Below are 21,723 nucleotides of genomic sequence, written 5' to 3'. Positions count from 1 at the left end.
ACCGGTCATTCACGTCGTGCCCCTCGGCTCTGATAAGCCATCAGGTGGGAACACTTAAGCCCACCTTGATCCTATCCATGGCGACGAATGTCCGGAAGCGTTTGACATTGTTGTTGCCGAAGAACAGGCGGCGGGTCAGCGCCTCGTATTCCGCCATGGCGGGTACGACGATGACGAGCATGAAGTCAGCTTCGCCGGTTACATAGTAGCACTGCTGAATTTCTGGGGCGGCGGCAAAGACCCGTTTGGCCTGTTCGATCTGATCGGCCGTCTCGCTGATCACCTCCACTTCAACGAAGATTGTGATTGCCTGGCCGACAGCCACCGGATCGATGACGGCAATATTGGCCTGGATCACGCCGTCTTCCGTCATCCGCTTGATCCGCCTCTGAACCGAGGGCGCCGACAAGTTGACGGCCTCGCCGATCGTCCTTTGCGGCGTGGTATTGTCGCGTTGCAGAATCGCGAGGATCTTGCGGTCGAAGGCATCGAGCGGCGGTGGAAAAGAGCCGGACATGGCGAGCCTCATGAAACAAAATTGCAGAAGCAGGGTTCATTATCAGCGCTTTTTTCGCTTGGTCTGCAATATGTTTTCATAACGAGACAAGCGAGGCCATGATGTTCATTCTCAATACCAACCGGGATTACCGTCGCCCATTGGAACCGGCCGATGCGGAAACGCTCGGCATTGCCGCCGCCGCTGGTGTGGAGCGCCATCTAAAATATCGCGACAACAACACCGAGACGCGGCTTGTCTCACTGCCCGCGCTGGCGGCTGAAGCAGGTGTTGCCGCCATCCATATCAAGGATGAGGGGCATCGGCTGGGGCTGGGTAGCTTCAAAGCGCTGGGTGGCGCCTACGCCGTTGTCTGTCTCGTCCTCGAAGAAGCGGGAGCGCTCCTCGGACGTGCGGTCGATATGGCTGAGTTTCAGTCCCCCGCTGTCCGAAATGTCGCAGAAACGATGACCTTCACGTGCGCGACCGATGGCAATCATGGCCGGTCGGTCGCGCAGGGCGCCTCTCTCGTCGGCGCGCGAGCGGCAATCTTCGTTCACGCCGGTGTCAGCAATGAGCGTGTTGCGGCGATTGCACGGTTCGGAGCAGAGATGATCCGGGTCGATGGCAGCTACGACGACTCCGTCAAGATGGCCGCCAGCGTCGCTGAGGAACGTCAGTGGACCGTCGTTTCGGATACATCCTGGCCCGGTTACGAACGGATCCCTGGTCTGGTGATGCAGGGCTATACGGTACTTGTCCGCGAAGCGCTGAGGCAGATGCAGTTGCCGCCGACGCATGTGTTCATCCAATCCGGCGTTGGCGGCATTGCGGCGGCCGTCGCGGGTCATCTTGCAATCGTGCTTGGCGAGGACCGACCGATCTTCACCGTGGTCGACCCCGCCCGCGCGGCCTGCCTGTTCGAGACGGCGCGTGCCGGACATCCAGTGACGGTTCCGCACACGGAGCCGACCGTCATGGCGATGCTGGAATGCTACGAGCCATCCCTCGTCGCCTGGCGCATTCTGTCCCGCGTCGCAGACGCCTTCATGACCGTCGATGAAGAAGACGCGGTCTCGGTGATGAAGCGTCTGGCTTATCCCGCTGGTGGCGATCGGGCCATCGTAGCCGGCGAAAGCGGCGGTGTCGGCCTAGCCGGGCTGCTGAAGGCCGTCGCCGATCCCGCAATCAAAGCGGCCCTGTCGATCGACGATCGTTCACGTATCTTCCTGGTCAATACCGAAGGCGCCACCGATCCCCGAAAATATCAGGACATCGTCGGCGTTTCACCCGATGTTGTGGACGGCGAAATGGCGGGAAAGGAATAAACCATGGATATCAATCGACTGACCGCAGATATGCGTAAATGGCGGCGGCATCTTCACAGCCACCCGGAATTCGGCTTTGAGGAACAGCAGACGGCAGCTTTCGTGGCAACGAAGCTTCGAGAGTTTGGACTGGACGATGTCGTCGAAGGTGTCGGTGGCACGGGTGTGGTGGGAACATTGAGACGTGGAGCCGGCAACCGTTCGATCGCGCTGCGAGCCGACATGGATGCCTTACGTATATCGGAACAATCGGATTTGCCCTACGCGTCACAAAATCCTGGTGTCATGCATGCCTGTGGCCACGACGGCCATACGGCGATGCTGCTCGGCGCAGCCAGACTTCTGGCGGAAGAGGGCGGTTTCGATGGTACGGTTCGTTTCATCTTCCAACCGGCGGAAGAGTGGGGGAAGGGTGCGCTTGCCATGATCGATGACGGGATCATGCAGCGCTTTCCATTCGATGAGATCTACGGCATCCACAACATGCCGGGTCTGCCGGTCGGGCATTTCCAGACACGGGCAGACGCAATCATGTCGGCGGAAGACAATTTCGAGATCGTTCTCAGAGGTGTCGGGGGGCATGCCGCCCGGCCTCACGCTGGCAACGAGGTTCTCGTTGCAGCCTGTGCTCTGGTCATGAACCTGCAGACAATCGTATCCCGCCGCCTTGATCCGACCAGCATAGGCGTGGTTTCCGTCACCGAACTGACAACCGACGGCACGCGCAATGCATTGCCGGGCCTTGCCAGGATACTGGGTGATGCAAGAAGCTTCTATCCGCAGGTCAGCACTGAGATAGAAAAGCAGATGCGCATCATCGCTGAAGGGACGGCTCTGACCTACAACCTCTCGTGCGAGGTGAACTATACTCGTGAGTTCGTTCCGCTGTTGAACGATACATCACTGACCGATGAGGCCTTTGCTGCCGCAAGCGAAGTGCTCGAACATGGTAGCATAGAGGCAAGAGCGGAACCGATGACGGCTTCCGAAGATTTTGCCCGCTTCCTCGATTTCGTCCCCGGTTGCTTCGTGTTCCTCGGAAACGGCGTGGATTCCGCGCCCCTGCACAACCCGGGCTTTGATTTCAACGACGACGTCCTGATCCATGGTGCGAAGTTTCACGAGGCTATCACCCGCAGGCGGCTTCTGCTGAACGACGACACAGGCAATCCAGAGCAATACCTATCGACACATAGGGATCCCGTAACTCCAAGCCGCTTAGATTGAACCTGCATTGATCGCGTATGGGTTCGAATCCCTTAAGACCTTGCATTCACGAAATGGCCGGCGAGAGGAGAAAACAGCCGATCCCGTGACCAAACCTTGATCGGAAAAATCATACTAAGAGGTGGCTCACTTCTCAGTGGAAAAACGGAGCGACCCCTCGGGTTGGATCACGGGCGCTTCAACCTAAGCCGCCTGCTGGTCTCCCCAAATCCGATCAAGAATATTAGCAGCGAGAGCTGCGTCGGAGCAAGAGGGCCGTATGGCTGCAAGGCATCTGTATGTCTTGGATACCCCACTTAATGTACTCAGAGGAGTTTATCAGTTGAGCACGAAGGGATTACGCCGCCTACAATCGAGTTCACAATTGTTTCAGCCGCTACATGGTAGTCTTCAGCGCTGATTGTCTTTCTGTGAAGGGCGTCGCAGGCGAGTGGTTCGAAATCACTGTAGAACTGTGTCGCTCCCCAAAGCATGATGAAGAAATGCCGCGCGTTAATTGTCACCATACGCCCTTCCTGCATCCACTGATCGAGAACAGCGACATATTTGTCGGTGGCTGCACGCATGTGAGCGCGATCGCTTTCGCTTAGGAAGCGAGCTCCCTGTATAATCTCGCTTGCAAAAAGCCGCGATTCCCGAGGGTTTCCTCGCGTGTATTCGAGTTTGGCTCGGACGTAGTCGCGCAGAGCATCCGCAGGATCCCGGTCGGCACGCAATTTGGACAAGGCATCGTCCCAACCCGCGATAAGATGCGCGATGATGGTTGAGTAAATTTCCTGCTTGGAGGAAAAGTAATAATAGATGTTCGCCTTAGGAAGTTTCGACAGTTCCGCGATCTCGGCAATTCTGGTGCCGTCAAATCCCTTGCGCGAAAACACCTCTGTTGCGACATCGAGGATGATCCTGATATTGCGGGCACGGATTTTCTCGTCGAGTCTTTCGGCTGTCCGAGGCATGGACTATCCTTTCCCCCGTGGCTTTTGCCACGTGTTCCTATTTTGCAGCGATATAAACGAACTGCGATTTGCAGGGTAGGCGCGGCGTTGCATTTCCTGCTACAGGAGCCTACTAAAAATTGACGACTTGGTCAGGTTACATCTAGTCTGGCGAAATGACAACGACCGGATCCGGCAAAGAAAATCGGCGATCAATGCTCAATCTGGGGAGCGACACACATCAACATTCGGAGCCAACCGATGACCTTTGATCTACTCGTTAAGAATGCCAATCTCCCCGATGACCGGACCGGCATCGATATCGCCGTTTCCGGCGGCAAGATCGTCGCGGTCGAAGTCGGGATCACCTCGGAGGTTGGCCGCATCATCGACGCCGGCGGCAGGCTGGTGACGGCTCCCTTTATCGACATTCATTTTCACATGGACGCAACTTTGTCGCTTGGCACGCCGCGGCTCAACCGCTCCGGCACGCTGCTCGAGGGTATCCAGCTCTGGGGCGAACTGAAACCGCTTTTGACCAGGGACGCCGTGATCGAGCGGGCGCTGCGTTATTGCGATCTCGCCGTTGCTCAAGGCTTGCTTGCCGTCCGCTCGCATGTGGACGTCTGCGACGACCGTCTCGTCGGCGTCGAAGCGCTGCTGGAAGTCCGCGATCTGGTGAAGGATTATCTCGACCTGCAACTCGTTGCCTTTCCGCAGGATGGGTTCTTCCGCGCGCCGACGGCTGCGAAAAATCTCATTCGGGCGCTCGACATGGGCGTCGAGGTGGTCGGCGGCATTCCGCATTTCGAGCGCACCATGGAAGACGGCCGGCTTTCGGTGAAGGCGCTGTGCGAGATCGCCGCCGAGCGCGGGCTGATGGTCGATCTGCATTGCGACGAGACCGACGACCCGATGTCGCGGCATATCGAAAGTCTCGCCTACGAGACCCAGCGTCTCGGGCTTCAAGGCCGGGTCGCTGGATCGCATCTGACATCCATGCATTCGATGGACAACTATTACGCCTCCAAGCTCCTGCCGCTTATTGCGGAGGCGCAGATCCATTGCGTGCCAAACCCGCTTGCCAATATCGTCCTGCAAGGGAGGCACGACACCTATCCCAAGCGCCGCGGCATGATGCGGGTGCCCGAGTTGATGGCACTCGGCGTCAATGTCGCCTTTGGTCAGGATAGCTGCATGGATCCGTGGTATTCGTTCGGCAGCGCCGACATGCTGGAAGTCGCCCATATGGCGGTGCATACGGGCCATATGACCAGCCGTGATGCCGTCAAAGCCAACTTTAAGGCGATCACCGAAAACCCCGCAAAAGTGTTCGGTCTCGACGGTTACGGCCTGGCGCCCGGCTGCAATGCCGATTTCGTGCTGTTGGACGCGCGCGATGCGATCGAAGCCGTCAGACTAAAACCGAACCGGCTGGCGGTCGTTCGCCGCGGCAAGGTGATCTCCGAGACGGCGCCGCGCACTGCGACGCTATCCATCGAAGGCCGGCCGGCGACCGTCGAACCCTGGCGGTATGCGCCGGTGGAGGCAGCTGCCAGCTGATATAACCGTTTCGGCGGCTTAGAAATTGCCCATAGAGCCGCCGTCCTTCCAGGCATAGATTTCCCAGAGTTCGTCGTCGGGCCCGGTGAAATAGGCGCCGCGCGCGTTCCAGACATAATCGGCTGGTTCTCCATAGAAGGGCACCCCCTTCTCCTTCAGTTCGGAATAGGCATCATCGACCGCTGATGGCGATGGCACACGGACTGCGATGCAGGCCTTGTGCGGCCCATCCGCCTTGGCATTGGAAACGCCGGTATTGTCGCTCAAATGGTCGATCTCCCAGCAGGCAAGCGTCAGTCCGGCACCGATGAACTCGGCAAAACCCTCGGCCTGCCGGTTGAGCTGAAAACCGAGCTTTCCGACATAGAAGTCGACGGAACGCTGCGCGTCTTTGACGAGAATGCAGATGTCGGTGATCGCATGTTCCTGGGCAAAAGGCATGGGTGTCTCAGCTTTTCTGATCGAGTGTGGAAAGGCGCCCGGTAACGACAGGCCGGGGTGCGGCAGCAGTCGGTCCAAGCGTGATGGCGGCGCGGATCGCATCGGCCGCGCTGTCGAAATCTGCCGGCGAACGGCAATGGAGAAAACAGAGCGGATCGCCCTCCGCGACATGGTCGCCGACATGCACGATGCCCGAGAGCCCGACATCATGGTCGATCGCATCGCTGGCAACCTTGCGGCCGGCGCCGAGGCCGACCATGGCAAGCCCGACTGCATAGGCATCGACCCGCTGTACATGGCCGTGGAAAGTGGAAAGGACCGGCCCGACGATGGGTGCCGGCGGAAAATAGTCGTCGAGGTTCTCGACCAGAGCGGCAGGGCCACCGAGAGCTACGATCATCCGGCCGAAACGATCGAGCGCGGCGCCGTTTGCAAGATTTTCATCGAGCATCGCCGTCGCCTCGTCAGCGGATTTTGCAAGGCCGGCCATCAGCAGGATGTCGGCGGAGAGGTCGATGACGAGGTGCCGCATACGCGGCTCCTGCTTTCTTCCCGCCAGGAAATCGATGGCTTCGCGGACCTGCAGCCGGCTGCCGACCGCATCGCCCATCACCTCGTCCATCTCGGCGATCAGAGTGACCATCGGCAACGAGGCGATCCCGGCGACCGCGATCAGGCTAGAGGCGAGTTGTTCGGCCGCCTCATAGGTCGGCATGAAGGCGCCGGAACCGTAGTTGACGCTCATCACCAGACCGGAAATGCCGGCCGCCAGTTTCTTGGAGAGGATCGACGAGGTGATCAGCGGAATCGATTCCACCGTCGCCGTCACGTCGCGGACGTAATAGATCGCCGCATCCGCCGGCGCCAGTTTTGGCGTCGGCCCAATAATGGCAGCGCCTGCGGATAGCACCGCGTCGCGAAAAGCGGCGGTCGAGGGGGCAATATCGCAGCCCGGGATTGCCTCCATCAAATCGACCTCACCGCCGGTATGGCCAAGTCCGCGGGCCGAGATCATCGGCATGTGCACGCCGCAGGCCGCCACCAGCGGTGCGAGGATCAGGCTCACCTTCTCGTCGCCGGTGCCGCCGCTAGAATGTTTGTCGATGATCGTTTCGGGCGAAATGCCGGTGCCTGACCAGTCGACGACCTCACCCGAATCCCGCATCGCGAGCGTCAGCGCTGCGGTCTCTTCGGGCGCCATACCGTTCAGGAAGGCAGCCATGGTAAAGGCGCCGATCTGCGCCTCGGACACCTCGACCCTGGAAATGCCCTCGACGAAGCGGCGGATCTCGTCGGCGGAAAGTTGCTCGCCGTTGCGCTTGGTGCGGATAACCTGGGCCGGGATGAAGGCCGACATTTCAGCTTCCCCGGTGGTTTGCGCCGGGCCAGAGCGGCAGGTCGCCCTGATAGCGGTTCATGCCGATATCCTGGATCGTCGCCCGCCGATACATTTCGCGCATATAGGGCTCGAAGCGGGCGTTCAGTTTTTCAAGTTCGGCATGTTCGGCCATGTAGGCGGGCAGCAGTTCCCGCAATTCCGCGAAGATCTGCACCTCGTCGACCGTCAGAAGCTTGTTGTCTTCGACAGCGATCCTGCCATCGACCACGACCATGCGGATGTTGGAGCCGTTTTCGCAATAGACCAGGTGATGGTCGAGCCGGTTCATCGGCATGTAGTCGTATCCGGAAAGATCGAGCATGATCAGATCGGCACGTTTGCCGACCTCCAGCGAGCCGGTGATGGTGTCGAGCATTGCGGTGCGGGCGCTCTCTATCGTTGCCGAGCGCAACACTTCGGCAGCCGTTATCCAGCGGTCGGTATCGGGTGCCGCGACATCGTGCAGCAAGGCTGCAAACCGCATGACGTCGAAAATGCGGGCCGTGTCGTTGCTGCTCATTCCGTCCGTGCCGAGACCGACATGCACGCCGGCATCCAGCAGACGGCGGATCGGCGCGATGCCGGAGCCGAGCTTCAGGTTGGAAACGGCGTTGTGGGCGACGGAGCAGCCTGCTGCGCCCATCAGCGCCATATCGTCGTCGCTGACCCAGATCGAATGGGCAATCGTGGTATTGGGGGTGAGCAGGCCCAGTTCATGCATATAGCGGATCAGGCTTTTGCCGTAGAACTCCGGCCCGGTAACGGCCTGCGTTTTTGTTTCCAGCACATGCGTGTGGTAAGGCACACCCTTGTCCTGCGCCAATGCCAGGCAAGCCTGCATCAGCTCCACCGAGCAGCGCTGCGGCGCGGATGCCGAGACCATGAAGCCCAGCCGGCCGGCACGACCATGCTGGGAAGCGAAGACGTCGCGGCAAAACGCCATGTAGTCGGCTGTCGTGATCGATGGACCATCGACCTCGGCCTGCAGATCGGCCGGGATGATGTCCCGCAGATAGGGCATGGTATCGAGGACATGTTTGTCGATGACGCAATGAGAGACGTTGGCGCGGATGCCGGCGTCCTCGTAAGCGTCAAAGACCCGCTTCAGACGCGTGAGTTCGAAGCCCGGCGGATCGAAAAAATCATCGACCATCGTGGTGACGCCCGCCTTCAGCGATTCCATCGCCGTCAACAGGCTTCGCAGATAGAGCAGCCGTTCCGGGATCGGGCCCTTCATCAGGATCGGGTAGGAATAGAGCATCCAGACTTCGAGCGGCGTACCCTGGTAGCGGCCTTTGAAGAAGGTCTCGGAGGAATGCATGTGCGCGTTGACGAGGCCCGGCATCAGGAGTTTCCCGCTGGCATCGATGACGCGCGCCTCTACAGGCACGGCAAGGTCGATGCCGACCGCGGCGATGAGGTTGTTCTCGACCAGAAGGTCGCCGGCAAAGGGCATCGTCCCATGAACCTTGTCCATGGAGAGGATGGTGGCATTCCTGAAGAGAAGGGTCATGGACATGCTCTATGATTGATTTTCGGACTTGCCGAGGAGAAGCGGCAGCAGCACCAGTTCGAGCCCGATCAGGACCAGGCAGGATATGCCGAAGACGATGGTGCCGATCGCATTCAGCGACGGATCGATGGCCGCGACCAGCACCGAATAGATCGCCACCGGAAGGGTCGGCTGAAAGCCGGAGACGAACCAGGCGATGATGAATTCGTCGAACGAGAAGGTGAAGGCGAGAAGCCAGGCTCCGAAAATGCCAGGGAGCGCAAAGGGCAGCACCACCTTCTTGACGGTCTGCCATTCGGTGGCGCCGAGATCCCAGGCGGCTTCCTCCAGCGAAACCGGCATCTGCGACAGGCGGAGCTGGATGATCGCGAGAGCCGGTGCCGTGATCAGCACGACATGGGTCAGGAACACCGCAAATAGCGTGCCGGACAGATGGATGCGGGCAAGCAGGCCGAGGAAGCCGACGCCGAGAATGAGCGGCGGGATGAGGATCGGGAGCGTGACGAGCGCCAGGAACGCGGTCTTGCCGCGAAAGGCGAAGCGGTTGAAGGCATAGGCCGCGAAAAAGGCGATCGCGGTGGCGATCGTGGCTGCCGCCGGCGAGACGATCATCGTATTGCCGAGCGCATTGAGGAGCGTGCCGTCGGAAAACAGCTTGTCGTACCATTGCAAGGTCCAGCCTTGCAGCGGAAAGCCGGGAAAGCGGTTCTTCTGGAACGAGAACAGCACCAGCACGACGAGCGGCAGGAACATGAAGGCATAGGCGAGGCCGAGCCACAGCCGGCCGGCGAAGATCCAGGGGTTGCCGCGCATCAGCCGATCCTCCGGCGCGCCCGGTCGGCCAGCACGAAGCCGACAGCGAGCGCCAGAACCATGACGGCGATCAGGATGGTCGCGAGCGCCGACGTCCGAGGCAGGTTCGTCGAACTCGAATAGTCCGACATGATCATCGAGGCATAGGTCGGCAGCTTGCCGATGATCGAGGTACCGGCACCGCCGCCCAAAAGGTTACCGGAGAGCGCATCGCCAAGCGACACGATGACCGCGAAGCTTCCCGCGGTCATCAGTCCGAAACGCGACAGCGGCAGGACGACCCGGGTAAATGCCTGCCATCGGGTGCAGCCGAGTTCCCTTGCTGCCTCGATCAGCACCCGGTCGATGGCTAGGATGCTGACATAGAGGATGACGATCAGGATCGGCGCCAGATAATGGATGAGGCCGATGCGGGTAGCGATCTGCGTGTAGATGATATCGATGCGGTAGTCGGAAAGGCCGACCAGCCTCATAATCGAATTGATCACGCCGTTGCGCGACAGGATCGTCTGCCACGCATAAAGCCGCAACACATAGCTCGACCAGAACGGCGCGATGGCAAGTAGAAGCGCGAGCCGTTGCCAGCGGGCCGGCACGGCGAAGGCGATCGACAGCGCCACCATGTAGGAGAGGATGGTGGCAAAGAAGGCGGTGGTGATCGCCACCCAGAGCGACTGGATCATTGCCAGTCCGTAACGCGACTTCGAAAAGAAGCTTGCAAAAATGTCCGTGTAATTACTAAGGGAAAAATCCGGAATGGCCTGGAAATTTTCGACCCGCCAGAAGCCGATCCACAGAAGGAAAAGCAGCGGCAGCAGGAACAGCAAGATCAGCCAGAGGCCAAGCGGCGCCAGGAACCACACCTTTAGGGGACTGTCGTTCGGCGTCCTCATACGCCGGCTGGGCGGGGCCTCGTCTATCGAACTCATGCGGCACCCCGGATCAGTGCGGCGTTTTGCGGTGAAAACCACGCGGTGACGGGCCGGTTGATCTCGACGGGCAAGATCTGCGGCATGGTCATCTTGACCTCAGTCCCGTCGACAAGGTCAAGCAGATAGATATTGTGGGAGCCGGCATATTCACGTCCGCGCAACGTTGCATCCAGGCGGTTTTCGCCGGCCAACCCAATCGGCGCTGGCGTTAGCTTGTCGGCTTGCACCACCACGAAGACGGACGCGCCGACCGGCGGCGGATCGTCGGTCATCACCACCACCTGGCCATGGGCGCAGTGGACGATGACGCGATCATGCCCGATCTCCTGGATGCGGCCGGTAAACAGATTGTTGGTGCCGACGAAACGGGCGACGAATTCCGTCTTTGGCCGGGCATACATTTCTTCGGGCGCGTCGATCTGCTCGATCCGCCCCTTGTTCATGACCACCACCCGGTCCGCCATCGAAAATGCCTCGACCTGGTTGTGGGTGACATAGATGAAGGCCATGCCCAGCTGCCGCTGGATACGCCGCAGTTCGCCCTGCATGCGGATCCGCAAATGTGCATCGAGTGCCGACAAGGGCTCGTCGAGCAGCAGGATTTCCGGCTCGGTCACCAGCGCCCGGGCAAGCGCTACGCGCTGTTTCTGGCCGCCGGAAAGCTGGCTGATCTTGCGGCCCATGAAATCGGAAAGGCCGACGAGTTCGGCCATCGCCTTCACCTTGCCGGCGACGACCGCCTTGTCGTAAGGCTTCAGCGTCAGGCCGAAGGCGATATTGCCGCCGACGTCGAGATGCGGAAACAAAGCGTAGTTCTGCCACACGAGACGGGTGGAGCGCAGGTTGACCGGGACATCCGAGACATCCTTGCCGCTGATATAGAGCTGGCCGGAAGAGGCGGTCTCAAGGCCGGCTAGGATCCGCAGGAGCGTGGTCTTGCCGCAGCCGGACGGCCCCATGATCGCCACGAATTCCCCGCGCCCGACCTTGAGGTTGACGCTGTCCACTGCAACGAAGCTGTTGAAGTTTTTGGTGATCGACAGAAGTTCGAGATCGGCGGTAGCGGCTGTCATGGGTCATCCGGAAAAAATCAGGGGATGGCGTCCCGGCAAGCCGGAACGCCTGTCATGGGGAGAGATCAGGCCGTCTTGAACTCGTTGAAGATGTCGATCCAGGCCTGTTCCGGCTGGTTGGCCGGCAGGCCGCGCGGCATGGAGCGGTCGATCAGCGTCTCGACCAGCATCTTGCCGGGGTTTGCCGGGTCCGGAACGTAGGACAGAAGCTTCTTCTGATCGGCGTCCCAGTAATCGACGATCTTCATGTTCGGGCCGCGCGCCTTGAAAGCCTTGGTATAGACGAGCTTCGACTGGACCTTTGGTGAGGTCATGTACTTGACCCATTCCATGGCGAGATCCTTGTTTTTCGACGCCGAGCAGACGCAGGCCACTTCCTGCCAGCGGATGCCGCCTTGTTTTGGAATGGTCGAGGAGAAGTTGTCGTAACCGGCAAGCTTCAGGTCGATGTCGAGGTCGCCGGTCGGCGAGGCGAAGATGTCACCGGCCAGCATTGCCTGAGCGATCGGCTGGTTGGAGGAGCCGAACATGCCGATCTGCGGCCGAAGCTTGGTCAGGAATTCCTTGACCTTCTTCAATTGGTCGTCAGTGATTGCGTAAGGGGTCTGGTTGCCCGGATCGACGGCGAGGCTTGCATTGCCGAGGTTCGGCAGGTACCAGTCAAACATGCCGATTTTGCCGGCATATTTCTTGTCGAGAAGCGAATTCCAGTCGCCAGCCTGCTCGGCCGACATTTCGTCGGTATTGTAGGAGATGCCGTAGAACGAGAAGCGCGTCGGAATGCCGTAAACGGTGCCGGCTGTCTCCCCCTTGGTCGGCGCGAAGTCGCGGAACTTCGGGTGGTAGTTGGCCAACTCGGCAAAACCGTCGGTCTTGTAGGCTTCGATCGTCTTGTTGGCCTTCAGCTTCTGAACGTACTCGGCATCCGAGATGATCGCATCGAACGTGCCTGGAGCGGTCTGGGCGAAGAACTGCAGCATCTGCTCGCCGCCGATATAGATCTTGAACTCGACCTTGGTCTTGTGCAGATCCTCGAACTCAGCGATTACGTCCTTCTCTTCATAACCTGGCCAGCACAATACGCGCAGCGGCTCGGCGGCCTGCGCCTGGCGTGACAAGATCGTAAAATTGCCGAATGTCGTAGCAGCAGCTCCGGCTGCAGCACTGCCTAGCAGCATGCGGCGCGAGATCGAGCTTGACTTGGATGACGTTGCCTTTGGTAACTGAGGCTTGTTGGTCATGGCGTTCCCCTAATGGCAGTGTTTGCACCGCATCCAATGCAGCAAAATCCATGCCACTATCTAGCGTTTTGTTTTCACTAGAATATCGATCGCATCAATGAGAAAACCGAGCGGCGGTCAGGTGAAAAGCTGACCAATTGGTCAAATAATAACCTCTCGTTTATGACGCCAGTACCAGCGAGAATTGTTACCTGAAGTCGAGCTCGGTTTGAGCTTCCATTCCGCTTCAGGAACCATCGTCTCCCACTGGTTTCGCGTGAGGTGTCTGTCCACGACAGTCACCGTACTAACGGAGGTCGAGAAGCTACCTTAGACGCGCGGCGGTGCCCAAGAGGCTCCTTCCAGCCACCGCTCGGGTCTTTCTACCTGCGCGATTTTGTTTCCGCTCCGCCCGGCCCGTTCGGTCGGGTTATGTACTAGCACTGAGATCCCCCAGCTAATCTCAGCGGTGGCAGAACAATCGGATGTTCGAATCCCATCAAGGCGATCGGCTACGTTCCGATGCGGTAACATGCGCATTAGGCATATACGGCCGCGACGAGGCGCCGGCAGGCGTCCGCGAGGTTCGATTCCTGAAGCAGCGCGCCACCGATCAGGTACATGAAATCTTTGCAGAGGCCACTGAATTCCGGTTCAGTGGCTAAATCAATCGCAGCGAGCACCGAAGGTTCACATCCTTCCAAGGCGGCTGCGGCTTTAGCCGATAGACTGTAATAACTACAATATCAGACTACGGCTTCGCCACCATCAACCACCAAGATCTGGCCGGTCATATAAGATGAACGGTCGGACACGAGAAAGAGGATCGACTCGGCGATTTCCTCGACCTGGGCCCATCGCCCCATCGGCACCTTTTCGCGCACATAGGCTTCGATCGCATCGCGCCCACCCATCTGGGTGATGAAGGGTCCGTTGAAAGGTGTATCGACCCAGCCGGGGCAGACCGCGTTCACGCGGATGCCGAACCGCGCGTAGTCGCCAGCCATCTGCCTGGTCATGGCGATGACGGCGTGTTTGGTGGTGGTGTAAGCGATCATCTCGCGGTCGTAGAGCACGCCGGAGGAGGAGGAAGTATTGAGAATGACGCCGGAGCCTTGCGCCTTCATCGCCGGCATAACGAAGCGGGCGGCCATGAAATGCGCGCGGACATTTAGGCTCCAGGACCGATCGAAGCCTTCAACCTCGACCTGTTCCAGGTCGCCGGCAATCTGCGCGCCGGCATGATTGTGAAGAATGTCGATACGGCCATGACGTTTCAGCACGGAGGCAATGCCGTCCTCCAGCGAAATGTCGTCGGTGACGTCGAGGATCAGGCTTTCGGCGCTGCCGCCGGCATCGCGGATCATCGATACCGTCTCGGCGGCACCCGGAGCACTACGGTCGGCAACGGCAACGTGGGCGCCTTCTTTGGCCATGATCATGGCGCCCGCCTGGCCGATGCCGGAGCCAGCGCCGGTTACGATGGCCACCCGATTTTTCAGAATCATGTTTTACTCTCCGGCCTGCACTTTTGTTGTCTTGTCCCGCATCAGCACGCGGGCAATAAGGATGATCAGAAGCGAAGCGACCAACACCATCGTGGCGATCGCGTTGATTTCCGGCGTCACGCCGCGTCGGATCGAGGCGAAGACATAAATCGGTAGTGTCGTTTTCGAGCCGGCGACGAAAAAGGCGACGATGAAGTCGTCGAACGAAAAGGTGAAGGCGAGCAGGAAACCGGCCAGAACCGATGGCAGGATCTGCGGCAGAACGATCTGGCGGAACGTCGTGAACGGCGTCGCATAAAGATCGCTCGAGGCCTCGACGATATCGCGGCCGAGGCTGGCTATGCGCGCCTTGACGATCATGGTGACGAGCGCCAGCGAGAACAGGCCATGCGCGGCGATGATCGAGCCATAGCCGAGGCCGAGCTGCGGCGGCTTGTCGCCAGGCCAGATCGAGGCCAGCGCCGGATTGAGGAAGGAGAAGACCTCGACCAGCGCCACCAGCGTGGCAATGCCGATGACCACGCCGGGAACGACAATGGCTGCGGCAAACAATCCGTCGAAGATAGCGCGACCGCGGCTGCTCAGCCGCTGCATGCCAAGCGCCGCCATCGTGCCGAAAACCGCCGCCAGCACAGCGCTGGTGAAGGCGATCATCAGGCTGTTTTGAAGGGCGGTGATCAGGAAGGTGTTCCCGAGCGCCTTGCTGTACCACATGGTCGAAAAGCCGGTGAACTCGCTGGCACTGCGGCCCGCATTGAACGAGAACAGCACGACCAGCGCGATCGGTGCGTAGAGGAACAAATAGACGGAGGTGACGAGTGTACGCATCAGACGAGTTCCACCTGTCTGGAGCCGGAAACTTTCCAGGCGATGTGCATGGCGACGCTGAGCACGAGAACCACCACGACGACTAGCGTGACGGCGATTGCCGAGCCGGAGGGCCAGTTGCGCGATTGCAGGAAAAGATCGACCAGCGCATTGCCGATGAAGAACACCTTGCCGCCGCCAAGCAATTGCGGGATCAGATATTCGCCGAGCAGAAGGATGATCACCAATGCCACACCGGTCATGACGCCAGGAAGAGAAAGCGGCAAGGTGATACGGAAAAAAGTCGATACCGGTTTCGCTCCAAGATCCGCCGAAGCTTCCAGCAAGCGGCGGTCGAGTTTCTCCAGGCTGACATAGATCGGCATGATCATCAGCGGCAGGTAGCCATAGACGATGCCGAGCAGCACGGCGCCGGGCGTATTGAGCAGACGGACGTCCTCGATGCCGATCATGCCGAGCAGATTGGGAATGCCGCGTGACCCGAGGATATACATCCAGGCATAGGTGCGCACGAGCAGGCTGGTCCAGAAGGGCACCACGACGAGGGAGACGAGCACCAGCCGGTATTTCGGATTGGACTTGATCGACAGATAATAGGCGACGGGATAGGCAACGATCAGGCAAAGGAAAGCACCGACCGGCGCGATCATCATCGTGTTCCAGAAGGCCGCAGCGCGCGAAGGAAGATTGGCGAACTGTGCGAAGGTGAATGCCGCTTGATATCCACCCTCCGGCGCGCGCTCGCCAAAGGCGAAGACGACCATCGCCATGAACGGCAGGACGAGAAAGACGAACAGCCAGAGACCCGCCGGCGCGACAAGTGCGGCGGTCGTCAGCTGTCGTTTTCTGTCTGTCGTCAGGGGCATAAAAGTGGTCCTGCTTTGTAGGTCATGTGTGGGCTTTACCCCTTACCCTAGCCCTCTCCCCGCTTGCGGGGAGAGGGGACTATTGAGGTCGGGGTTCGTTCATCGCGAAAACAATTCGGTCGCGTGAGGGAGTTGCCGCTTGGTCCTTCTCCCCGCAAGCGGGGAGAAGGTGGCCGGCAAGCCGGATTAGGGGCTATATCCTCAAGCCGACTTGAAGCGCGCCATCAGTTCCGCGCGAGCCGGGTCGGTCAGGGTCACGGCGGCGCCGAATTCGAGCTTGGTGAGCGACGCTTCGTCGGGATAGACGATTTTGTTGGACGTGACGTCGGCGGGAAGCAAAGCCATCACGCGGCTGTCGGTCGTCGGAGCGCCATTGGCGATGTGCTCCTTGACTGCGCTTTCCGGCTTCATCAGGTAGTCGAGAAGCGCGTAGCCGGCCGGCTTGTTGGCAGCACTCTTCGGGATGGCATAAAAATCGGTCCAAATCTCGCCACCGTCGCTTCCGAGAATATAGGCGATCTCCGGCATGTCGCGGTTGAGCTGGGCGCCGTCATTGGTCCAGCACATAGTCATCCACGCATCGGTGGCGCGCATGCCGGGCTGGTAGTCGCTGTTGATGCCATAGAGATGCGGCTTGACCCTGATCAGCAGTTCTTCCGCCTTGGCCAGTTCTTCGGGTTTGATCGAGTTAAATGAGTAGCCGAGGGACACCAGCGCGCTGCCAATGGTGGTCAGCTGGTAGTCGTGAACCAGGACGCGACCATCGGCCTCGGTCATGGCGACCTCGAAGAAGTCCTTCCAGGAGGTGATCTTGGTCTTGATCTTGGAGGTGTTGACGGCCATGCCGGTCGTGCCCCAGTTCTTCGGCAGGGCATAGGTCGTACCGTCGACCGCGCCTTCCGAGGTGAAGCGCGGCGATTGGCTGGCCTGCGAGAAGGCCGGCAGCTTGGACATGTCGAGCGGGTCGATCAGGCCGAGCTTCACATAGGTCGAAATCGTGTAGTTGGTCGGAACGAACAGGTCCCAGCCGGTGCCGCCCGCCTGGAGCTTGGCCAGCATTTCCTCGTTGGAGCCGAAGACGTTGACCTCGACGGCGACGCCGGTCGCGGCCGTGAAGGCTTCGAAGGTTGCCGGATCGTGGTAGTTCGGCCAGGTGGCGAGCGACATGGTCGTGCCGAGGTCCTGCGCATAGGCCGGCGAGCTGAAGATGCCCGGCTGGCGGGCAAGAACCGCGGTCGCAAGGCTGAGGCCGGTGACGCCAAGGAAATGGCGGCGGGTGACCGAGCCACGCTTCAGGCGCATCCATTCATCCGCAAGATTTTCGGCCGTGATCGAGGCATTTTCTCTGTACCACTTTGTCATGACTGTGTTCCCTTTTTTGTCTTGACGTGTACGACCATTCCTCAGGCCGGAAAAACATGCATTTTGCCGGGATCGAAGGTGAGTACGACCCGTTCGCCCGGCTCGACGAGGCCGCTTTCCTGCACGCTGCGCCGGTCGGCCGTCACGAGGAAATCGCCAAGGCCGTCAACGCTGATCTGGTACTCGGCCGTAGAGCCGAGGAAGATGCGGTGTGTGACGGTGCCGGCCAAGCCGGCGGCGTCCTTGCCTGCCTGCCGCGTCAGTTCGATCGCTTCCGGTCGCAGCGCCACGGTCGCGACGCCCGGTTTCAAGCCGGATTTCGCAGCCAGCGCCGTGCCGTTGGAAAGGCGCAACGTCGAGCCGTCGGCCTCGACCGTTGCGGCAATCCGGTTGGTCTTGCCGACGAAATCGGCGACGAAAAGATCGGCGGGCTTATCGTAGACGTCCTGGGGCTTCGCCATCTGGACGATGCGGCCGGCATTCATCACGCAAACCCTGTCGCTCATCGACAGCGCCTCTTCCTGATCATGGGTGACCAGCACGAAAGTGATGCCGAGTTCGCTCTGCAATGTCTGCAGTTCGATCTGCATGGCGGTGCGCAGCTTCTTGTCGAGGGCCGCCAGGGGCTCGTCGAGCAGAAGCACAGAGGGCTTGTTGACGATGGCGCGGGCAAGCGCGACGCGCTGCTGCTGGCCGCCGGACATTTCATGGATCCGGCGCTTTTCGAAGCCGCCCAGACGGACCATCTCCAGGGCTTGACGCGCCCGGGCGGAAATCTCGGATGCGGCCAGCTTTGGCCGCGCCTGTTTCAGGCCATAGGCGACATTCTGCTCGACATCGAAATGCGGAAAAAGGGCGTAATGCTGGAACACCATGTTGACCGGCCGGTGATACGGCGGCACGCCGTTCATTTCGCGACCATCGATCAGCACCGTGCCTTCGCTGGGTTGCTCGAAGCCGCCGATCATCCTGAGGCACGTCGTCTTGCCGCAGCCGGAGGGGCCAAGCAGCGCCACGAACGCGCCCTTCGGCACGGCCAGATTGATGTCCGATACTGCGGTTACGCTGCCATAGCGCTTGGTAACCGAACGGAACTCGATGTCGTTCGCTGGAGCAGCTGTCACGTCTTCATTCCCCGCGGTTGTTTTTTAGAATACCGGACAATCCTGCGACCGCCCCGTTTCTCACCGTCTGTTGTTAACCTATTCAAGCAGGTTGTTTGCGGTATATACCCCGAAAGAGGTATTTCAAGGCGTCTGCTGCCGTGGAAGGTGTATACCCTGGAGGCAATTGCCGTTCTTTTTTGCAAAGACTGGACAGCGTGCATGGGCATTGATCTGGAAGCATTGTTCGAAACGGTTGGGCCGATGATCGGCGGCATCGCTACCGGTGACGAGGAGGCCGGGCGCAATTTCTGTTCGCTGATGCGCGCGCTGGTAACGTTCGATTATGCCGTGATCTTCGCCTACCGGGAGAAAGAGCGCCCGATCGATCTCTACAGCACGTTCACGCCGGAAGAGCATGTGGTCTTCGTCAGCCTTTATCAGGCCGGTCCGTTCCTGCTCGACCCGTTCTATCACGCCGCTCGGGAGCCTAAGCCGGGTGTCTGGCGGATGCGCGAGCTTGCCCCGGATCGCTTCTTCTCCAGCGAATATTTTCGCAGCTACTATACCCAGACGGGATTGGCCGAGGAGATCGGTTTCTTCATCGCTCTGGAGGAGGGGATCACGATCGTCCTGTCATTGATGCGGCGGGAAGGCTCAGGCGTATTCTCGGGCGCCGAATTTGCGCTGCTGAAGAAGGCCGAGCCGATGGTCGCCGGGCTGGTTCATCACGCCTGGCCGGATCTCGGGCGCCGGTTCGATGCGGCCTTGGCGAAGAGCACGAAGGGCAGGCGAAAATCGGCGCATCCAGCGGCCGACAGGGTCTGGCGCAATCTCAACCTGACGGAACGGGAGGCGTCGATCATCGAGCTCGTGCTGCAGGGGCATTCGTCGGAATCGATCGGTCTGCGGCTTGGCATATCCACAGGAACCGTGAAGGTTCACCGCCGCAACGTCTACCGTAAGCTCGGCATTTCCTCGCAGACGCAGCTGCTGTCCATCTATCTGAAGAATTTGGAGTAGTAGGAAACTTATCGCCGGTCACCATTGGCTCTACAAAACTTCGCAAATAGCCTTCAAAGATTTTTTTGTTCGTGCTGGCAGCGGTCCCGCCCTTTGTTCTTGAACTCGTTAAATTGGTTCGCCCTGTCTTTGGCCGTGGTACCAAGACTACCACTAAACCCAACCGTAGCGATCATGGTCTACAAACGGGACATAGCTCCGCGCCATAGAATTCAAAACGCCGCGAAAGCGCCGGTCCCGGCCGGATTGAGGGGGCAGGCGAACTGGTCGTTTCCGTTACACTTTATCTCGACGCCGATGCCGCACGAAGACCAGTTCGCATACCGCGTGTCCTTCACGAATATTGAGGCTAGGTTCGTCATTCCTCTTGCGAGAGCTTTTGAATCCGCTCGACCTATGCAAGAAAGTTGGCCTTACAGAGTGTTTGGGTGACGAGGCGCACTGTTGAAGGTTCGAACTGGTTCAAGGCGTCGGATGTGGATTGTCGCATCAGGCGATGGCCGGCATAGCGCCGCCACCTCTTGCATCTGACTCAATAGCGCTTCGGCTGATTAGATGGGAACCCGCTTTTTCAACACGACCTAATAATCTCGTCGGCCCGTGCGGCCCGGATAATTGGGTCTATCAATCTCGACAATTCCTGTATCCCTTCGAAAGGCGTCCTTGTCTTGAAGAAAGCCGCCGCCTGATACAGGAATTCCGTGATTCTCGTTCGGGCCAAAACCGTATGAATTCGACAGAGTCTTCCAAGACGTCGAACATAGCGCTCTCCTCGCCCGTTTTGGAGAGAAGCGGGAACAGCAGCGTACCTTCGCCTAATTACGGGGCAACGGGCGATGACAGGCTTGCGTCAAGGGCAGGGAACGTGATGGACACGCGAAGGCCGCCGGCGGCCCTGTTTTCCGCCATCGCGCCGCCGCCGTGCCACTCCGCGGCCCTTCGCGTGATGGCAAGGCCCAGTCCGAAGCCCGAACGGGTGGTCACCGCGGAACTCTGCGAAAAAGGTTTGAAGATCGCCTCCAGTTCCGCGTCCGGCACGCCCTGGCCATCGTCCTCGACGGTCACGACCAGTTGTCGGTTCGGGACCGTGGAGGCGACGCGGACGGCGGTGCCAGCCCTGGTATGGGTTATGGCGTTGCGGATGACGTTCTCCAGCGCGCGGTAGATGAGTTCGCCGTTGACTGAGGCAACGAAGCTGTCGACGCCCTCATATTGGACAGTGATGCCGCGCTCCTGCCCCTCAAAGCCGGCATCTTCCACAATTTCCCGCAGGAGATCGACGACATCCAGCGTCTGCCGCTCGAAGCGCGGTGTATCGCGATCCGACAGCCGGGCCAATGTGAGGATTTCGCCGACCAGTTCATCGAGACGCTCGACCTCCCTGCCCATCCGCTCGATCATTGCCGAAAGCCGCGCCGGGTTCTGCTGGAGCACTCCGATGGCGGCCTGCAGCCGCGACAGAGGTGAGCGCAGTTCATGCGACACGTCGTGAAACAACTGCTGCTGGGCGACCTGAAGTTCCTGGAGCCGGGCGGCGGTAATGTCCAGGTCATGTGCCAGCGCTGTGATCTCGTCGCGCTTGGCGCCAATCGTATGGGCGATCCGCACGTCAAGCTTGCCTTCGGCGAGCGCTCGGAGCCCGTAGCGCAATTGCTCGACCGGGGTAATGAAGTGACGCGCGAGCCAATAGGCGGAGGCCGCCGCCGCAAGCAGGGCTGCCAGCCATGGAACTGCCCGCGGCCAGGTTTTTGCGATCATGCTCGGCGCCGGACCGGCAATCTTAATCCGGTAGCAGTCCCCGTCGCGCACGGCGTTTCGAACAAGCGCATCCTCATCGTGCGCTGTGCAGTCGATTGCCGGTCCGACCGCTGTAATGGTAACCGGGATGTCGCGACCAGTCCGCCGCACGGCGGCCGCCAGCTTGGCTGCCGCTTCCACACCGTCGGCCTGTAGCACCTGCGCTGCAGTCTCCAGTGTCAGGGCCAGCTCGCGTGCGGCGACTTCTTCCTCGAATGGCGACTGGAACAGCGTGCTGATTGCAAAAAGGATCGCGATCGAACCGGCCATGGCCAGCCAGACCACCGTGAAGAATTTCCAGAACAGGCGGTTCATGG

At 59.9% G+C, this 21,723-nt stretch carries 19 protein-coding genes; 4 read left to right on the top strand and 15 right to left on the bottom strand.

Going from position 1 to position 21,723, the window contains the following annotated elements; all coding sequences use genetic code 11:
* Positions 1 to 40 precede the first annotated feature (40 nt).
* Positions 41 to 517, bottom strand: coding sequence for an Lrp/AsnC family transcriptional regulator (locus tag EPK99_RS04420; protein WP_128441446.1), 477 nt, complete (start codon positions 515 to 517; stop codon positions 41 to 43).
* A gap of 101 nt (positions 518 to 618) precedes the next feature.
* On the opposite strand from EPK99_RS04420, the gene EPK99_RS04415 reads away from it, so the two are divergent.
* Both EPK99_RS04415 and EPK99_RS04410 read left to right on the top strand, forming a co-directional pair.
* Entirely contained in the window at positions 619 to 1,824 is a 1,206-nt protein-coding gene (locus tag EPK99_RS04415; protein ID WP_128442161.1) for a diaminopropionate ammonia-lyase, read from the top strand.
* Between the two features lie 3 nt (positions 1,825 to 1,827).
* Positions 1,828 to 3,051: a M20 aminoacylase family protein gene (locus EPK99_RS04410; protein ID WP_128441444.1), complete on the top strand. Its 1,224-nt coding sequence runs from the start codon at positions 1,828 to 1,830 to the stop codon at positions 3,049 to 3,051.
* Between the two features lie 305 nt (positions 3,052 to 3,356).
* Here the strand turns inward: EPK99_RS04410 and EPK99_RS04405 are convergent, their stop codons facing one another.
* The gene (locus EPK99_RS04405) at positions 3,357 to 4,007 is read right to left on the bottom strand and encodes a TetR family transcriptional regulator C-terminal domain-containing protein (RefSeq protein ID WP_128441442.1); all 651 of its coding nucleotides are present in this window, start codon (positions 4,005 to 4,007) and stop codon (positions 3,357 to 3,359) included.
* Between the two features lie 240 nt (positions 4,008 to 4,247).
* Between EPK99_RS04405 and EPK99_RS04400 the strand changes: the two genes are divergently transcribed.
* Complete coding sequence (locus EPK99_RS04400) at positions 4,248 to 5,549, top strand: amidohydrolase family protein (RefSeq protein WP_128441440.1); 1,302 nt, start codon at positions 4,248 to 4,250, stop codon at positions 5,547 to 5,549.
* Between the two features lie 18 nt (positions 5,550 to 5,567).
* Here the strand turns inward: EPK99_RS04400 and EPK99_RS04395 are convergent, their stop codons facing one another.
* The 12 genes from EPK99_RS04395 to EPK99_RS04340 form a co-directional block, all read right to left on the bottom strand.
* On the bottom strand, positions 5,568 to 5,990 hold the full coding sequence (locus tag EPK99_RS04395; RefSeq protein ID WP_128441438.1) for a VOC family protein: 423 nt from the start codon (positions 5,988 to 5,990) through the stop codon (positions 5,568 to 5,570).
* 7 nt (positions 5,991 to 5,997) lie between these two features.
* On the bottom strand, positions 5,998 to 7,347 hold the full coding sequence (locus EPK99_RS04390) for a thymidine phosphorylase (protein WP_128441436.1): 1,350 nt from the start codon (positions 7,345 to 7,347) through the stop codon (positions 5,998 to 6,000).
* A 1-nt stretch (position 7,348) separates the two neighbouring features.
* The gene (locus tag EPK99_RS04385) at positions 7,349 to 8,881 is read right to left on the bottom strand and encodes an amidohydrolase family protein (RefSeq protein WP_128441434.1); all 1,533 of its coding nucleotides are present in this window, start codon (positions 8,879 to 8,881) and stop codon (positions 7,349 to 7,351) included.
* Between the two features lie 9 nt (positions 8,882 to 8,890).
* Complete coding sequence (locus EPK99_RS04380) at positions 8,891 to 9,694, bottom strand: ABC transporter permease (RefSeq protein WP_128441432.1); 804 nt, start codon at positions 9,692 to 9,694, stop codon at positions 8,891 to 8,893.
* A complete protein-coding gene (locus EPK99_RS04375) occupies positions 9,694 to 10,623 on the bottom strand; it encodes an ABC transporter permease (RefSeq protein ID WP_128441430.1) in 930 nt (309 codons plus the stop codon). The genes EPK99_RS04380 and EPK99_RS04375 overlap by 1 nt, the downstream gene beginning before the upstream one ends.
* Positions 10,620 to 11,699: an ABC transporter ATP-binding protein gene (locus EPK99_RS04370; protein ID WP_128441428.1), complete on the bottom strand. Its 1,080-nt coding sequence runs from the start codon at positions 11,697 to 11,699 to the stop codon at positions 10,620 to 10,622. Before EPK99_RS04370 ends, EPK99_RS04375 begins: the two co-directional genes overlap by 4 nt.
* A 65-nt stretch (positions 11,700 to 11,764) precedes the next feature.
* Positions 11,765 to 12,940, bottom strand: coding sequence for an ABC transporter substrate-binding protein (locus tag EPK99_RS04365; protein ID WP_128441426.1), 1,176 nt, complete (start codon positions 12,938 to 12,940; stop codon positions 11,765 to 11,767).
* 725 nt (positions 12,941 to 13,665) lie between these two features.
* Positions 13,666 to 14,427 carry an SDR family NAD(P)-dependent oxidoreductase gene (locus EPK99_RS04360; RefSeq protein WP_128441424.1) on the bottom strand — a complete coding sequence of 254 codons (762 nt, stop codon included), beginning with the start codon at positions 14,425 to 14,427 and terminating at the stop codon, positions 13,666 to 13,668.
* Between the two features lie 3 nt (positions 14,428 to 14,430).
* Positions 14,431 to 15,255: an ABC transporter permease gene (locus EPK99_RS04355; RefSeq protein ID WP_128441422.1), complete on the bottom strand. Its 825-nt coding sequence runs from the start codon at positions 15,253 to 15,255 to the stop codon at positions 14,431 to 14,433.
* A complete protein-coding gene (locus tag EPK99_RS04350) occupies positions 15,255 to 16,121 on the bottom strand; it encodes an ABC transporter permease (RefSeq protein ID WP_128441420.1) in 867 nt (288 codons plus the stop codon). The genes EPK99_RS04355 and EPK99_RS04350 overlap by 1 nt, the downstream gene beginning before the upstream one ends.
* 201 nt (positions 16,122 to 16,322) lie before the next feature.
* Positions 16,323 to 17,483, bottom strand: a complete 1,161-nt coding sequence (locus EPK99_RS04345; protein WP_128441418.1) for a polyamine ABC transporter substrate-binding protein — start codon at positions 17,481 to 17,483, stop codon at positions 16,323 to 16,325.
* Between the two features lie 41 nt (positions 17,484 to 17,524).
* Positions 17,525 to 18,607, bottom strand: a complete 1,083-nt coding sequence (locus EPK99_RS04340; protein ID WP_128441416.1) for an ABC transporter ATP-binding protein — start codon at positions 18,605 to 18,607, stop codon at positions 17,525 to 17,527.
* A gap of 201 nt (positions 18,608 to 18,808) precedes the next feature.
* On the opposite strand from EPK99_RS04340, the gene EPK99_RS04335 reads away from it, so the two are divergent.
* Positions 18,809 to 19,609 (top strand): helix-turn-helix transcriptional regulator, encoded by an 801-nt coding sequence (locus EPK99_RS04335; RefSeq protein WP_128441414.1) that lies wholly within the window; start codon positions 18,809 to 18,811, stop codon positions 19,607 to 19,609.
* An 819-nt stretch (positions 19,610 to 20,428) separates the two neighbouring features.
* On the opposite strand, the gene EPK99_RS04330 is transcribed toward EPK99_RS04335, so the two are convergent.
* The gene (locus EPK99_RS04330) at positions 20,429 to 21,721 is read right to left on the bottom strand and encodes a HAMP domain-containing sensor histidine kinase (protein WP_128441412.1); all 1,293 of its coding nucleotides are present in this window, start codon (positions 21,719 to 21,721) and stop codon (positions 20,429 to 20,431) included.
* Positions 21,722 to 21,723 lie beyond the last annotated feature (2 nt).

This window comes from Neorhizobium lilium (assembly GCF_004053875.1).
In the GTDB taxonomy this organism is placed as follows: Bacteria; Pseudomonadota; Alphaproteobacteria; order Rhizobiales; family Rhizobiaceae; genus Neorhizobium; species Neorhizobium lilii.
The sequence above is the reverse complement of the archived record's forward strand: the minus strand, read 5'-3'. Positions and strand labels throughout refer to the sequence as shown.